Origin of the sequence: Pseudoalteromonas denitrificans DSM 6059 (genome assembly GCF_900112265.1) — a bacterium.
Lineage (GTDB): Bacteria > Pseudomonadota > Gammaproteobacteria > Enterobacterales > Alteromonadaceae > Pseudoalteromonas > Pseudoalteromonas denitrificans.
In genome coordinates this window covers 18,272-34,217 of the sequence record NZ_FOLO01000012.1, presented here as the reverse complement: position 1 = coordinate 34,217, position 15,946 = coordinate 18,272, and the positions used below count along the sequence as shown (strand labels likewise).

The window sequence follows — 15,946 nt, the reverse complement described above, 5'->3', positions numbered from 1 at the left end:
CTTTATTATTAATTTCATAAAAATAAATATTTATGCCTTAAATTCATATGAATAAAGTGATACTAAGGGGAGGTTTTAAAGAAAAAATGAGTTTTGACGAATCACAGTTATAACAAATTAAACAGCTAGTTAATTTGATTTATTAATTGTATTTAAAAGTGAGTAATTTTTAAAACATAACTTTCTAAGCACAGCCTTTATACCAGCTGTAATTATGACTCTGTGCGCACTTCATGAGTGATGATTTTGAACCCGAAAAATTCGCATATTGTCGCCTAAAGTGTTGAATTGTATTTATCCATGAATCAATTTCAATATTGAGCACTGTTAATATTTTTGGTATCTCGCTTGAAACAGCTCCGCGTTTATTTGGCTGAATGTAAAGATTAATACAGTGACTTATTTGGGATATAAAGAGCAAGCGTTGCATCTAAATCGATTAAAGACTCTCTTGCCCTAGCCATGCAAATCACCAATAATGATATACCAATGATTAAAATATAGTCAGACCATCAAATTCTTCAAATCTCAAAGATATATTTATACCTGTCTATAATCATTATTTTGGAATCAATATTCAAGCGTTTGTTATGGTTTCGATTTAATAAATTGTTCATAGCATTCCGTGCACAGCCAATTATGTTTACCGCTAATATAGCCTTCGCCATTTTCAGGAACTTCGCTATCGAACAAACTCCACCAACAAATTTGACAGTGCTCGTGATTGTCTCCGTGCTTTAACGATGTCCACTGTAGTTTTTTCCACGACTCACCTTTGGCCCACTCAATAGGTTCCTGGACATCGTCCAACTTCCATTGATCACCATGAATCGTTACGAAATCCTCAGTCATACTTTAAAGACCATAACGCTTGCCACACCGGAAATTTGGGAGCGAAACGACTAAATTTTCTGAGTGATAGCACTTGTTATAAACCCCAAACACTTTTTGCCACCTTTATTATTTCGTAAACCAAGACTAATATACAAAGTGCTCCGATAGTAAAAAACGTTATTGGCTTTTTGATAAGTTTTTCACCTACAATATTCGGTGACTCTTTTTTTAGCTTAATCCCCTTCAAAGTTACAAACACTCCTAAACATGTGTAAACTATGAAATAGAATACGGATGCTTTTATTTCAGGTGTCCACTTTAAGTTACCGTTCAATGAATGATAATAAAAAAACTGCACGGCCCAAAGAATAAAAGCTGAAGCTAAAGCAATAAATACATATTTAACTTTAAAAGTACTTAAAGTAACCCCGCATACAGGACATACGTAATAAGCTCTTCCACCTGATATTCTTTTTTCTTGAGGAACAATTTTACAATTGCATTTATTGCACAAAGTGCCTCTCATGGATGTATCCTAACTGGTTTATGAAATTTGTATAAACGGCGCGCACGCCCCCTGGTTAGACCACCGCAGCAAAGTAAATTTTATTTATTTAAAATCAATAACATGAATAAAATTTTTAACTAAATAAAGTGTGCTTGCACGCTTTGTAATTTATATACACCTATTATCTCAGTGCATATATTCGTATATCATTGACTATACAACTTTTATTTTTTACCAACAAGACAAAGCCTGCACTACAAAATAGTAAACCGTGCGATGACTGTGTTGTTATGAAATAATTTATGAAAAAGCATACAAGAATTGATAAAAAACTTTTTTTAGTGACTATTTGGTTTTTCTTTCTAATCAAAGTTAAAAGTAAAAAAGCCTAATATCTGCAATAAGTTCACAGTTGATGTTAAGAACTCAAAAATTAACGTTTTCTTTATGGGAAAGTCTATTTATTTTTTGATGTTTGCCAAATAAAGGGAGCTGGCTTGGTGGAAGTCTTTTCTGCTACTGCTGTATTCTGGGCAAGTATCGCCCTGATCAATTTACCCGTTTCTTTATGCTTACTACAAAATGTTTTTAAGTATAAAATTTCAACTCTACTGCGTGCCCAAGGGGTTGTACGCAGAAATTTCAAACTTGATTTAAGACGCGGTTTATTGGTAAAACAACGGATATTAAGTAACTCACCCATTTTAGCCCAACCAATTTTCTTCTCCAGTTCGATTAGGATCTGTTCAAGTTTAACGGCGTGTAGTGGATCATTACTTTTATTCATAGTCTACCTAAAATCAAAAATAGCATTGTAGCAAGTTTCCTAATTATTGACAGACTTATGCGTTTAACTCACGTAAAAGAGCACTATATATTTATAGACAAGCTAATGTCCTCAGTGAGCTTTAACCAGCCTCAGAAACAATCAGATGATTTTAGCTAAAACTATCTCAAATATGATCATCAATTTACAAAAGCCTAATGACTGCAATAGGTCCTAAATTGACATGAGGCATCTAAATTTCAGCAACAATATTATATTACTCGTTTAATTTTAAGAGTTCAGATCCGTGGTAGCTTTATGCCAACTTATAGTGCAAGCTACATATTTATCGAATAATAAACTGTAATAAATAATGTTCTACTTTATTTGAAAAAGCTATTCCACAGATAGCAGAATAGCTTAAATATATAACTGAATTACAGCGATAAATTATTTAAAATATCGTCATCAACTAGGTTAGCAAGTGTAACCTTAAGTTTAGGCGTTCTTGCCATTTCACGTTTAATTGCAAAGTTGGCTTCTTCATTTCTTGCCCAGCTACGACGCGCAATACCATTGTTTACATCAAACAATAACATAGATTTAAGTCTGCGTTCAGCGTCATCAGTCCCGTCAAGCAACATACCAAAACCACCGTTAGTTACTTCACCCCAGCCAACGCCACCGCCATTATGGATAGAAACCCAAGTAGCGCCACGGAAGCTATCACCAATAACATTATGAATAGCCATATCTGCTGTAAAACGACTGCCATCATAAATATTTGATGTTTCACGGTACGGTGAATCTGTGCCACTCACATCATGATGATCACGCCCAAGTACTACTGGGCCAATTTCGCCACTGCTGATTGCATCGTTAAAGGCTTTAGCAATTTCCATTCTGCCTTGTGCATCAGCATAAAGAATGCGAGCTTGTGAGCCAACAACTAGTTTGTTTTGTTTCGCATCTTTGATCCAAGTAATGTTATCTTGCATTTGTTGCTGAATTTCTTCTGGCGAATCCGCCATGATTTTTTCAAGAACGCTTGCAGCAATCGCATCGGTTTTATCTAAATCTTCTGGTTTACCAGAAGCACATACCCAACGGAAAGGTCCAAAACCATAATCAAAACACATTGGACCTAGAATATCCTGAACATAAGAAGGATATTTAAAGTCAATGCCATTTTCAGCCATTACATCACCACCAGCACGTGACGCTTCAAGTAAAAATGCATTACCGTAATCGAAGAAATAAGTACCTTTAGCTGTATGTTTATTTACGGCATCAGCATGACGTTTAAGCGTTTCTTGTACTTTTACTTTAAATACTTCAGGCTCTTCACGAATTAAACGATTAGATTCTTCATAACTAATGTCTACTGGGTAATAACCGCCCGACCAAGGGTTATGCAATGACGTTTGATCTGAACCTAAATGAATGAAAATCTCTTTCTCATAAAAGCTTTCCCATACATCTACAATATTACCTATGTATGCAATTGATACTACTTCATCGCTTGCTTGTGCTTTAGTAACACGGGCGATCAGTTCATCCATATTATCAATTAATTCGTCAACCCAACCTTGCTGATGACGTTTTGTTGCTGCATTTGCATTCACTTCTGCACATACAGTAATACAATTAGCAATATTACCTGCTTTAGGTTGTGCACCACTCATGCCACCTAAACCTGCTGTTAGAAATATCTTACCTTTAGAGTTCTCACCTTTATTAAGTACTTTACGGAATGCGTTCATTACCGTAATAGTGGTTCCATGAACAATGCCTTGCGGACCAATGTACATAAATGAACCGGCAGTCATTTGACCGTATTGCGTGACACCTAAGGCATTAAACTTTTCCCAATCATCTGGCTTTGAGTAATTTGGGATCATCATGCCGTTAGTGACAACAACACGTGGCGCATCTTTTGAAGAGGGGAATAAACCCATTGGATGACCAGAGTAAATATGTAAAGTCTGGTCACTTTGCATTTCACTTAAATATTTCATCGCTAATAAATACTGTGCCCAGTTTTGGAATACTGCACCATTACCACCATAAGTGATTAGCTCTTCTGGATGTTGTGCAACAGCTGGATCTAGGTTGTTATCAACCATTAGCATGATTGCAGCTGCCTGCTCACATTTTGCCGGATAATCGGTAACAGAACGTGCTTTTAAGTCATAGCTAGGCTTAAAACGATACATGTAAATACGACCGAAATCTTTTAGCTCTTGAGCAAACTCAACAGCTAGCTCTTGATGCCACTCTTTTGGGAAATAACGTAGCGCATTTCTTACCGCCAGCTGTTTTTCATCTGCAGATAAAATATCTTTACGTTTAGGCGCGCGATTAGCATTTGCTGGGTAAGCCTTTGCTTGTGGTAATACGCTTGGGATCCCTTGTTTTATTTCTTCTTGAAAATTCATTATTGTCTCCATGGTAGGCTCCCTCTAATTATTTGCTGTCATCAGCATTAAAGCTAACAGTAAACGCTTGTGATTTAACAAGTGTGATCATCGCATCGATATCAGGTTTTAACAGCCTGTCTTCTTCAAGCTTAGCTACTTTAGCGCGGATCACTTGGAAGTTTTTCTCAATAATATCAGAACACTTATTAGGGCGTCTAAATTCGATAGCTTGTGCCGCATACATTAACTCGATAGCAAGTATTTTTTCAAGGTTACCCAATATCTGATTTAATTTACGACCAGAAATACTTCCCATAGATACGTGATCTTCCTGACCCATAGAGGTAGGTACACTATCAGCTGATGGTGGGAAACACAGAGATTTGTTTTCTGTAACAAGTGCTGCTGTTGCATATTGCGGGATCATCATGCCTGAGTTTAAACCACCTGCAGAGGTTAATAATCTTGGTAAACCGTGCAAACCTTCTAATAATAGGTAACAACGTCTGTCTGAGATATTACCTAACTCAGCAGCTGCGATTGATGCATAATCAAGTACCATAGCCAGTGGTTGACCGTGGAAACTACCGCCAGAAATGGCTTCCTCGCTACTGATAACAATTGGGTTATCAGTGACAGAGTTCATTTCAATTTCAACTAACTCTTCTAAGTGGTAATACGCATTACGTGATGCACCATGTACTTGTGGAATACATCTTAATGAATAAGGGTCTTGAACACGGTCACATTCTTCATGATCAGCCATATTTTGTGAATCTTTAAAGAATTTACGCATACGTGCTGCAACTTCAAGATTACCTCTAAATGCACGAGTTTGATGTAGCTCATCTCTAAATGGCTGTTCGCTACCTTGCATGCCTTCAATACTCATTGCACCCGTCATATCGGCTAAGTCTAATAAGTAACGCATTTTAGTTAATGCTGTGATGCCATGAGATAGTATAAATTGCGTACCATTAATTAACGCTAAACCTTCTTTAGCATGAAGCTCCATTGGCTCTAGATTATTTTCTTTTAATAACTTAGCTGCAGGAACTGTTTTACCATCTTGCCAGAACTCTCCTTCACCTAAAAGTGGTAAGAATAAATGAGACAGAGGTGCTAAATCACCCGATGCGCCAACAGAACCTTGCTCAGGTACAACAGGAATAAGGTCAAGTTCGATAAACGCTAACATTCTTTCAACAGTTTCTAAACGAATACCTGAAAAACCCTGACTTAATGCATGAACCTTAGTGATCAACATCAGTTTTGAAATCGACTTTGCAATTGGCTCACCCACACCCACAGCATGGGTAATAAGTAAGTTTTTTTGTAATAAATTAGTATCTTCAGGTGAGATTTGAGTATCACATAATGGCCCAAAGCCTGTATTAATGCCATATACAGCTTCATCGGAAGCGGCCATTTTCTCTACTCTTTGGCGGCTTGTATTGATTTTATCTAAAGCATCTTGGCAAAGTTCTGCTTTAACAGTTCCTTGAGCAATACTGTTTACGATATCAAGATTTAGATGGTCAACACCATATTTAAATGTCATCTTATACTCCTAAGTACTATTTATTTTTCTGAACACAAAAGTGCTTTCAATAGCGCTATTTTAGCTTGAACATGATGTTTTACAAATGCATAATAATCGTAATTCATTCCGGTTTTATCAAACTAACAAAAAAGAGAAAAAATACGTGCAAGTGCATGATGTAGATTTACGTTTACTCAGAATATTCGTAGCCATAGTAGAATGTGGCGGCTTGTCGGCTGCGGAGTCCCGTTTAAATATTGGACGTTCAACTATAAGTTCTCATTTATCTGATTTAGAAGTGCGTTTAGGTATTAAACTGTGTAAACGCGGCAGAAGTGGTTTTGAGTTAACAGAACCTGGAAGAGTCACCTATCAAGCCTCTTTAGAGCTATTACAACAATGCGAAGCATTTACAACGACAGTAGCAAGTTCTAAAAATGAGCTATCTGGCCGTGTAACCATAGCCACCATTGATACTATGGTCAGCGATCCCCGCTGCGGTGTTGCGCGTACCATTGCCGCATTAAAAACAAAAAGCGATAACATTCAGTTCGATATTAACGTGTGTGAAGCAAGAGAAGTGGAAACATCAGTTGTTAATGGACGTTCTTTAGTGGGAATTGGGGTAAGTCGACATCACTTGCGAGGGCTAGATTATTACCCTTTACATAATGAAAACAATTTTTTGTACTGTGCTAATAACCATCCTTTATTCGACTGCAAACCTTCTGAAGTCAATAAACTGCTACAAGATGCCGAAGTCATAACCAGTAACTATATGCGTGATAAAGAAACCAGAAATGACGGTTTAAATTATCAAAATAGTGCCATTGCCTATCATGATGAAGGTATCGCTCACTTAATATTATCTGGAAAGTTTATAGGTTATTTGCCTGATCACTACGCCAATTACTGGGTCGATAAAGGATTATTTAAGACTATTTTGCCCGAAAAATATGCTTATCAAATACCCGTTGTTTTAATCTCTTCGAAAAACAACCCTGCTTCACCACTAGCGAATGCGCTCATTGAAGAAATTAAGCGTTGCCACTGTTGAAAAAGATGATAACAAATAGCTGTCTCTTCAAGGTTCATATCCTTTAATGCAGCTTCTATAAATTTTCTCTCAGGTAAAACTAAAACAGCACACATGATGTTAATTGTTATAAGTGACAATAAAATATTTAAATAATACCCTTTAAATGTGGAATAGTTTATTACAAAACCATCGCCATACATTAAAACCTATCGTTTGTATGTATCTTAATTTATACATTTTATTACAATATTCTCATTGTCAAAACGGTAAACTCTTCGACATACAGATGCGACTTATTACCCACGAACAAAATGTTATGGATAAGAAAATCCAGTTCGAATGTTAAGTCTTCATCTGCTCATTAAAATTTATAAACTATCAAAACAACGACAATCTGACTGAATTTTAAATAGTCAGTTTAACTCTTCATTGTAAGATTACATAAGGAAGTATTTTACATGTTCAAATTTTCACCTGTTACGGCTATTCTTACCACAGTGCTTTTTCTAAATGGTTGTGGTGGTAGCAAAAGCTCAAATACCCCCAATGAGCAGCCTATTCCACCTACAACTTCTGATTTGATCAGTGAAGTAGTTTTTACTGATAATAACTTAAAAAATTGCGTCACTGAAATGGCCATTAAAACCAACTGGACATTGATCAGCGAAATGAATGAACTGCTTTGCACGCATGTAGAAGGCAACGAAATTGTCGATTTAACAGGTATAGAGCAACTGAACTCATTAACCAAACTTAATTTAAATTTTCATAAAATCAATGATATAACACCTATATCCTATTTAAATCAATTAAAAGAATTACGACTATTTAGTAACGAAATTGAAACTCTGACCGACTTTTCAAGCCTTACAGTATTAGAAACTTTAGACTTAGGTCATAATTACAGCCTTGAAGATATCTCAGCGCTGACTGACTTGACCAGCTTAGTCAATTTGCTCTTAGATAATAATAATATTGTTGATATTGCTCCTATAAGTAACAATATATCCTTGAAACTACTCATTCTTGAAAATAATCAAATTCGTGATATTTCCTCGCTGGTTAACTTAACTGTTTTAGAAAGTTTAAGCCTCACCGCTAATTTGCTTCAGGAAAATGATTTGCATAATATCGCTAATCTGACAACATTAACCGAATTATCAATAGCCGATAACTTTATTAATGATATCTCAATACTCAGTAATCTAACCGCGCTAACATCGTTAAATATTAAAAATAACAATCATCGGGGAGTAAATAATACTTTTCCATTAAATATAGATGTTTTGGCTAATTTCACTCACTTAATCAAGCTGAATGCAGCTAGTACTCGTATTATTGATCTAAGCCCTATCGCTGGATTGGCATCGTTAAAATTTCTTTATCTTTCAGAAAATAATATTAGTGATATTACTGCGATCAGTGGTCTCACTTCTTTAAATGAATTACTACTTGATAAGAATCCTCTTAGTGATATTAATGGCTTATCAAATTTAAAATCATTGGTTATGTTAGGTTTAGAAGAAACAAAAACGGATGATATTTCCACGTTAGCTTCACTGATACAGTTAAACTCCCTTTATCTGAAAAACAATCAAATAACGGACATTTCTGTATTATCAGGCTTTACTCAAGCGTATGTAATTGATTTGGAAGGTAACAACGCAATACCTTGCGTTGAACTAGAATCACTTAATGAACAGTTGGGTGAGAATAATCATGGTAAAAGTATTATCAGAGCGCCTCTAACTTGTATGTAATATAAGGCTAATGAGTTTTCCACAAATATTAATAAGATGATATTTGTGGATTTTGACTTACATCGTCAACTTACTTCTTTTTATAAGGCTTTATTAGCATGTGCTTTAAGAACACCCTCTACCAATTTTGGATACTCTTTCATAAACTGCATAAACTCTCTTTCCACATCTCTCGTCGCAGCGATTTCACCTTTAACTGCTTGTATGTAGCGATTCTGCTCCTGATTAATAGGCAGGATTATTTCATTAACTAATAAAACAAGGTACTTGCCAGCATAACTGATTAAATGTCGGGTCACAGGACTATAATCATCACTTAATTTGATATCGAAACCACCATTTTTAAGTAATTTTATATGGGATTCTGGAAAAATATTTTTCACCTGTGCCATCTTATTTAGCAGATGAGTGATCATTTTCTCATCTTCTAAAATATCAACATGACTACTATTAAAACCGAATTGCTCATGAGATTGCCTCTGTGCTTCCGGATACAATTGACTCGATAGAGGCACTACACCATCGCTGTTTTCACCTAATTTTAACGTGCTAGAATTATTATAGGCATAAAAAAGTTGATGGTTGACAGACTTAGGTAATGGCTTTTTATAAAGTTCTTTTATAAATTGGCTAGCTGGGTTTAAATCCTTCCATGAGGGTAATACAATTAAACCATGTTTCTCACCTGAAGCGGCTGACGGGTGGCCGCCAAATGGACTTGCAATGCTAACAAATAATTCAACTTTGTTTTCTTTTGGCTTTCCTTGGTATTTATTAAATGCTTCACGAACTACAAGCCCTCCCATACTATGAGCGACCACAATTATCGGCATATCTCCTAGCGGTATGACTTTTCCTGACAAAAATATATTGTAAAAAAAATCACCTAACTGCTCTAAATCTCCTCCAGAGGGATAATAAAAAAACCAGGCTTGATAGCGGTCTTTATCCATATGTTCAATAATGGGTTTAAATGATCTTGAACTTCCCCCAATTCCATGCACAAAAATAACAGGGTTTTTATGTGCAACACCTTCTTTTAGTGCATAAAACATTGTTTGCACATACTCGAGAAATGAAGCTGGATCGTACATGCCCATAGTCGCCATTTTTTCATCAAAGATTGGATCTTCAAGGCTACGAATGGTTCCTGCAGGATAATATAAGGGTCGCTCTATCTCAATAATGTCAGGCATTAAAATAGTTTCAGCCCAATCAACCTTATAATTCTGCGCTATTTTGAAATCTATATTCTTAACCGTTTTTTCAGGGAAATTAATTGTATTTAAAACAAGTTTCTTCTTTGCAACGATTTCAGATGGATGAAACACCTGATCTTGATTTATATCGGCATAAATCAGCAAAGTGTAACCGCCTTCAGGCAGGGTTAAACCGTAATGCGTCCCGGTGCCTTTAAAGAACATAGTATCAACTCGTTCATTATCTTTGAATTTACTAGAATAGGCAGCAATAACCATAGGCACGTCAGAATATATCTTTGACTTGGCTGTTGTTTTCCCCCAAATAAAAAAAGTATCCTGATTTATCATATGCTTTAAGTTTACTTGGCTCGGTTCAGAAATTTGAAGCTTTGTATATTCCGCCTGAATAGCCGAATATTTCATGTAGGTGCATGACGACAACATGAAAGCAATACAGGTAGTAATAATAATCTTTTTGATCAAGCTACATTTTGTGAACAATTTTATTTCTGGCATAAATAATTATATTAAGTGAGTAATACTGACCGCTAGTAAGCCTCTTGAATTACTCATTTCCACCCATACTTTATAATTGGTAAACTTTACCTATATTGCATTTATTTAACAATAAAGAAAAACAAGACAAACATCACTTAGCGCCTCAGCTTTTTACGTCCTTTAGATTTACCGCGACCGCGAGGTTCTGGATCAGCCTCAAAATTACCATACTCGTCATCTACAGGTTTGTTTCCTTTCGATTTCCCTCGATTTTGAGTATTAGAATTTTTATGTTTTTCTTTAGCAACGGCCTGTGCTATTGCCTTTTTATTAGGCTTAAATCCTGCAATGGTTTCTAGTTCAAACTTACGTTCAATTAAACGCTCAATAGCCTGTAACTGTTTAGATTCATCCATACTGAACAATGAAACAGCTAAACCCAGTTTACCTGCGCGCCCTGTACGACCTATACGGTGCACATAATCTTCTGGCACATAAGGCAGGTCAAAGTTAACCACATAGGGCAATTGATTTACATCTATGCCACGAGACGCAATATCAGTGGCAACCAATACTGCGATATCTTCATTTTTAAACCCCTCTAAAGCAAGGGTGCGTGCATGTTGCGTTCTATTAGCGTGAATTGATGCTGCAGTAATTCCTGCCTTTTCAAGTTCAGATACCAAATTATCAGCGCCATGCTTAGTACGGCTAAAGACCAAAACTTGATGCCATTGATTGTGTTTTATCAAGTGAATTAATAGCTCACTTTTACGTGCTTTTTCTACTGAATATATTTTCTGCTTGATCTTATCTACAGTACTATTTGCAGCAGTCACTTCAATTAACAGAGGATTATTTAATAAGCTACTTGCAAGCGATTTTATCTCTTGTGAAAATGTCGCTGAAAACATTAAGGTTTGTCGCTTGCTAGGCAGTAGGTTTTTTATATGGCGAATATCATCGATAAAACCCAAATCCAGCATGCGATCAGCTTCATCCAAAACTAATATTTCAAGTTGATCAAAGTTAATTGCTTTTTGATTATACAGATCAACTAAACGGCCAGGTGTCGCAACAAGTACATCGATGCCGTCTTTTAGAAAAGATACCTGAGGCTCAATTCTAACACCACCAAACACAGCGCCAGAGCGCAAATTCATATGGCGACTATAGTTTTCAACACTCTTAGCAACTTGAGCTGCAAGTTCACGGGTCGGCGTAATCACTAAAGCACGTACACAGTGAGGTTGAGGACGCTCACCCTCGGACAAAAGCTGCACCATAGGTAACGAAAAACCAGCAGTTTTACCAGTTCCAGTCTGCGCTACAGCCATCATATCGCGTTGTTTAAACACCGCAGGAATAGCTTCAACCTGTATTGGTGAAGGCATTGTATAACCTTGTTCTGAAACAGCTTTCAGTAGCTCATCACATAAGCCTAAAGAACAAAAAGACATAGATATACATTCCTTGGATTGATTAAAGTTTTTATATGGGACCTGATGAAAGGAAAGTAAAAATGATTATGGCTAAACACTTAAATACACATAATTAAAATGAATCATACTCTGATCTCACTTATTAACTCCCAACATCAACAATCTTAAAACATAACGCCATTAGCGGCTAAAATTGTTGGCTATAATAGCGAAGAATAATCAAAAGCCAACTGTTTTCTGCCCTTTTAAATAAGCATTTCACATTTATTTCACTTAGTGTTTTTTAAACTGGCTCCAACAAAATAAAAAGGAGCCTTGCTCATGCTTAAGAAAATAATATTTACCTTAGTGACCTTAACTATTTTATTGGTTGGTTTAGCATTTGGCGCTAAAACTTGGGTTAAAAGTTTATTACCTGAAAAAGCCCACTTTACTGCAATAAAACAAACACAAGTAAGTGACTTACCTTATATTACTCAAGATATTCCAACATATAGAGGTAAAATCTTAGCGGTCGTTACCAGCGTAGATAAAATGGGCGAAGACAAAGACACTGGCTATGAACATACTGAACTTGCAAGAGCCTATTGGGTATTCATTGCAAATGGCTTTGACGTTGATATCGCAAGTCCAAAGGGTGGAAAACCACCTGTTGTGATTGATGGAGAAGACATGGGTGCGTATGATTATGCATTTTTAAATGACCAATCTATTCAACAAAAAGTTGCAAATTCTATCGCCTTAGCAGAGATAAACCCTAACGATTACGAGGCTGTATATTTTGTAGGTGGCAAAGGCACTATGTTTGACTTTCCCGACAACCCTCATGTGAAAAACATTGCTAAAACACTATATCAAAATAACAAGGTCGTCAGTGCTGTATGTCATGGCCCTTCAGCACTTGTAAATGTAACCTTAGACAATGGAGACATGTTACTTGCAAACAAAAAAGTCAGTGGATTTACTAATGATGAAGAGCTGTTTTTAATTCCTGATGCAAAGGAGATTTTTCCTTTTTTACTTGAAGATAAATTAAAAGCACAGGGCGCTCAATTTAACGCTGGCACAACCTATTTAGAAAAAGTCACGCAAGATGGCAAGCTAATCACAGGTCAAAACCCTTGGTCTGTATGGACGCTTGCTGAAAAAGTAGTTGCTGAAATTGGCTATCAACCTAAAACCAGAGAACGTACGCCAGAAGAACACGCTATCGAACTATTAATGACATATGATGCCAATGGTTTTGAAGCAGCACAAACAGAACTAAAACAAAAGCCACAAGCTTATCAACGCATTCTCATTTTAATGCACGGTATTCTCGCTTTTATGCAATTCGATATTAGCAAAGGCATTGACCTTTTAAGTCTGGCAAATCAACTAAAACAATTAAATTAAAATTTAAACACGCTTTATAGCAAGCCTAATACTCCCAAACTGAGTATTAGGTTTTTTCAATAATCAAATGGCAAATGTGCCCAATCAATCGCATTAAAAATGAAATAATAGAAACTTGATCCAGAACATAGTAGTGAGAACAATTACCATTTAAAGTTGCTTACGTATACCTAACACTAAATATCATGAATCATGTTTAGTTTTGTATTGCTTACTATTAAGGACAACTCTGTGATCAAATCATGTCATTTATCTCTCACCGCTTTAGCTGTATTTACAGCATTCACTTTTCCAGCACTAGCTGACACTGCAATAACAACAGCCTTAACTTCAAAAGCTCAAAAGATTGGCCTTGAAACGATTACGGTAACAGCAACAAGAACTGAACGTCGAATTATGGACAGCCCACTATCATCTACCGTTATCACCAGCGAAGAGATAGCGCTTAATTCAGCAGCCAACTTGGCAGATTTATTACGTGATGTACCCGGTGTTGAAGTTGCTGATGCTGCAACTGCTGGCATGAAGCGAATTAAAATTAGAGGGGAGTCATCTCGTCGTGTAGCCATATTAATTGATGGTCAAGAACTTACAGACCATTCAACATATGGTGCACCACTATTGCTTGACCCAACTATGGTTGAGCGAATTGAAGTTATTAGAGGAACAGGCTCTGTATTGTATGGTCAAAAGGCGCTAGGAGGAGTGATAAATTTTATTACTAAAAAAGGAGGTGATACTCCACTTCAAGCAAACATAACCACAAGTTATGATTCTGCAACAAAAGGTAAGCAATATAGTGCTTCTGCTTATGGCGCTTTTGGTGGTTTTGATTACCGATTATCTTGGTCAGATAGTAAACATGACAATAGAGAAGTACCCACAGGTGAGCTTGATGACACTGCTTTTGCTAATGATAGCATTATGGCTTATACCGCCTACAATTTTGAAGATCAGACGATAGGTCTGACTTATGATCAGTACAATATGAACTCTGAAATCGCAACTGGTATACCCAATTTCAGTTTAGATATGCCACAACGAGATAGAGAAAAGCTAGCTACTTTTTATCAAATAGATCATATATCTGAAATATTAAAAAAAATACAAATAGATGGATATCAGCAAACGATTAATAGGCAATTTGTGCAGCATATGGAAGTATTTGATATGCAATTACGTCCACCTACTACAGCTGATATGAAAGTAAATACAGATATAGCTGAACAATTAGATACCCTAGGCCTCAATGGACAATTTGATTTCACTTTAAATGACAGTCATTACTTCATTGCGGGCCTGCAATATACAAAAGATGATGTAAATAAAAAAACCAGCAATAAAAATCAAATGACCCTGTATATGCCTGAACCAAAACCCGTTGTAATTAAAGTCACTGAGGAAAATCATATTGAAGAAGCATCACTCACAACAAAAGCAATTTACTTTCAAGATGAGTGGGATATAAATGAAAATTGGCTAGTAACCTTAGGGGCTCGTCATTATTGGGTTGAAAGTGATCTAGTTTCTTCAACTCGCGGATTAACATCAGGCAAAAGTAATGATAATGAACTTGTAGGCTCACTCGCTACAAACTATGCAATAACTCATGATCAAAATATAAGAGCGCTTATCTCTCAAGGTTATGGCTACCCTACACTATTGCAAATGGCTATGGGTGCTACAGCTGCAGGAACATATATTAACCCTAATCCAGAACTTGAAGCTGAAAAGTCAATTAACTATGAAATAGGCTATCGTTTTCGTGATGGAAATATTGTGGTTGATGCAACCGCTTTTTATACTGATGCCGATAAATACTTAACAACAATTTCTTGTGCCAATGAACAATACCAATGTATTAGTCCTGAAAAAGATGATATCTATATCAATGCAGATAAAGCAATCAGCAAAGGTGTAGAACTTGATGCTTCTATTGATTTTTCACAGGTCAATTTATACGCCAATGCAACTTGGTCTGATCGTGAAACCACTATGAATAATTTTACAACTGATAAGGTTGGTCTTCCAGACGTATATGGTAAAATTGGCATCAAATTCTTTGGTGAAAATGATTTTTTAGGTCATTACTGGCTTGATACTTATCTTCGTGCTGCAAGTGACGCTCAAGAACAAGACAAAAATACGAATGTAGTGACACATTATGCAGGTTGGGGAACATTCAACTTAGCAATAGGTCGTAATTTTGGCAAAGATGACACTATGATGCTCACAATTGAGTGTACTAATCTAGCCGATAAACCATATACCCCAGCTTCAGAGAGCTTGCTTGCTGCAGGGCGTAGTATTCATGCTAAACTCTCTTTTGAATTTTAACGCGCATTTTTAAATAAAAACATCATAAAGTGGGTCATCATTCTTTTGTAATAAATGGCCCAAATATAACACCGATTAAGTCTAATAGAGGTTAGCGTAACAAAGGCAACTCAAGGAGTGCCCTGTAGTGTTTTTTTCATAAAGCTTTGCAACTTTAAATACGATATTTATCAATCAAACTCAAACAGATGATATGAAAAAA

10 protein-coding genes are annotated in these 15,946 nt (G+C 36.2%); 4 read left to right on the top strand and 6 right to left on the bottom strand.

Going from position 1 to position 15,946, the window contains the following annotated elements; genetic code table 11:
• Positions 1-928 precede the first annotated feature (928 nt).
• From BM088_RS09855 to hutH, 4 genes are all read right to left on the bottom strand, one after another.
• Positions 929-1,360, bottom strand: a complete 432-nt coding sequence (locus tag BM088_RS09855; RefSeq protein WP_091983266.1) for a hypothetical protein — start codon at positions 1,358-1,360, stop codon at positions 929-931.
• Positions 1,361-1,799: 439 nt separating this feature from the next.
• A complete protein-coding gene (locus BM088_RS09850) occupies positions 1,800-2,129 on the bottom strand; it encodes a VF530 family protein (RefSeq protein WP_091983264.1) in 330 nt (109 codons plus the stop codon).
• 416 nt (positions 2,130-2,545) lie between these two features.
• Positions 2,546-4,546 carry a urocanate hydratase gene (locus tag BM088_RS09845; protein WP_425439298.1) on the bottom strand — a complete coding sequence of 667 codons (2,001 nt, stop codon included), beginning with the start codon at positions 4,544-4,546 and terminating at the stop codon, positions 2,546-2,548.
• Positions 4,547-4,574: 28 nt separating this feature from the next.
• Positions 4,575-6,089, bottom strand: a complete 1,515-nt coding sequence (gene hutH / locus BM088_RS09840) for a histidine ammonia-lyase (protein ID WP_091983261.1) — start codon at positions 6,087-6,089, stop codon at positions 4,575-4,577.
• A gap of 145 nt (positions 6,090-6,234) precedes the next feature.
• On the opposite strand from hutH, the gene BM088_RS09835 reads away from it, so the two are divergent.
• Positions 6,235-7,128 carry a LysR family transcriptional regulator gene (locus tag BM088_RS09835; RefSeq protein WP_091983259.1) on the top strand — a complete coding sequence of 298 codons (894 nt, stop codon included), beginning with the start codon at positions 6,235-6,237 and terminating at the stop codon, positions 7,126-7,128.
• A 440-nt stretch (positions 7,129-7,568) separates the two neighbouring features.
• Positions 7,569-8,870, top strand: a complete 1,302-nt coding sequence (locus tag BM088_RS09830; RefSeq protein ID WP_091983258.1) for a leucine-rich repeat domain-containing protein — start codon at positions 7,569-7,571, stop codon at positions 8,868-8,870.
• Positions 8,871-8,950: 80 nt separating this feature from the next.
• On the opposite strand, the gene BM088_RS09825 is transcribed toward BM088_RS09830, so the two are convergent.
• Positions 8,951-10,495 (bottom strand): alpha/beta hydrolase, encoded by a 1,545-nt coding sequence (locus BM088_RS09825; RefSeq protein WP_245763793.1) that lies wholly within the window; start codon positions 10,493-10,495, stop codon positions 8,951-8,953.
• A 230-nt stretch (positions 10,496-10,725) separates the two neighbouring features.
• Complete coding sequence (locus BM088_RS09820; RefSeq protein WP_091983254.1) at positions 10,726-12,030, bottom strand: DEAD/DEAH box helicase; 1,305 nt, start codon at positions 12,028-12,030, stop codon at positions 10,726-10,728.
• Positions 12,031-12,333: 303 nt separating this feature from the next.
• Here BM088_RS09820 and BM088_RS09815 point away from each other — a divergent pair, with 303 nt between their 5' ends.
• Both BM088_RS09815 and BM088_RS09810 read left to right on the top strand, forming a co-directional pair.
• Positions 12,334-13,407 (top strand): type 1 glutamine amidotransferase domain-containing protein, encoded by a 1,074-nt coding sequence (locus tag BM088_RS09815; RefSeq protein WP_091983253.1) that lies wholly within the window; start codon positions 12,334-12,336, stop codon positions 13,405-13,407.
• 231 nt (positions 13,408-13,638) lie between these two features.
• Positions 13,639-15,744 carry a TonB-dependent receptor plug domain-containing protein gene (locus tag BM088_RS09810; RefSeq protein WP_177208004.1) on the top strand — a complete coding sequence of 702 codons (2,106 nt, stop codon included), beginning with the start codon at positions 13,639-13,641 and terminating at the stop codon, positions 15,742-15,744.
• The last annotated feature ends 202 nt before the right edge of the window (positions 15,745-15,946 follow it).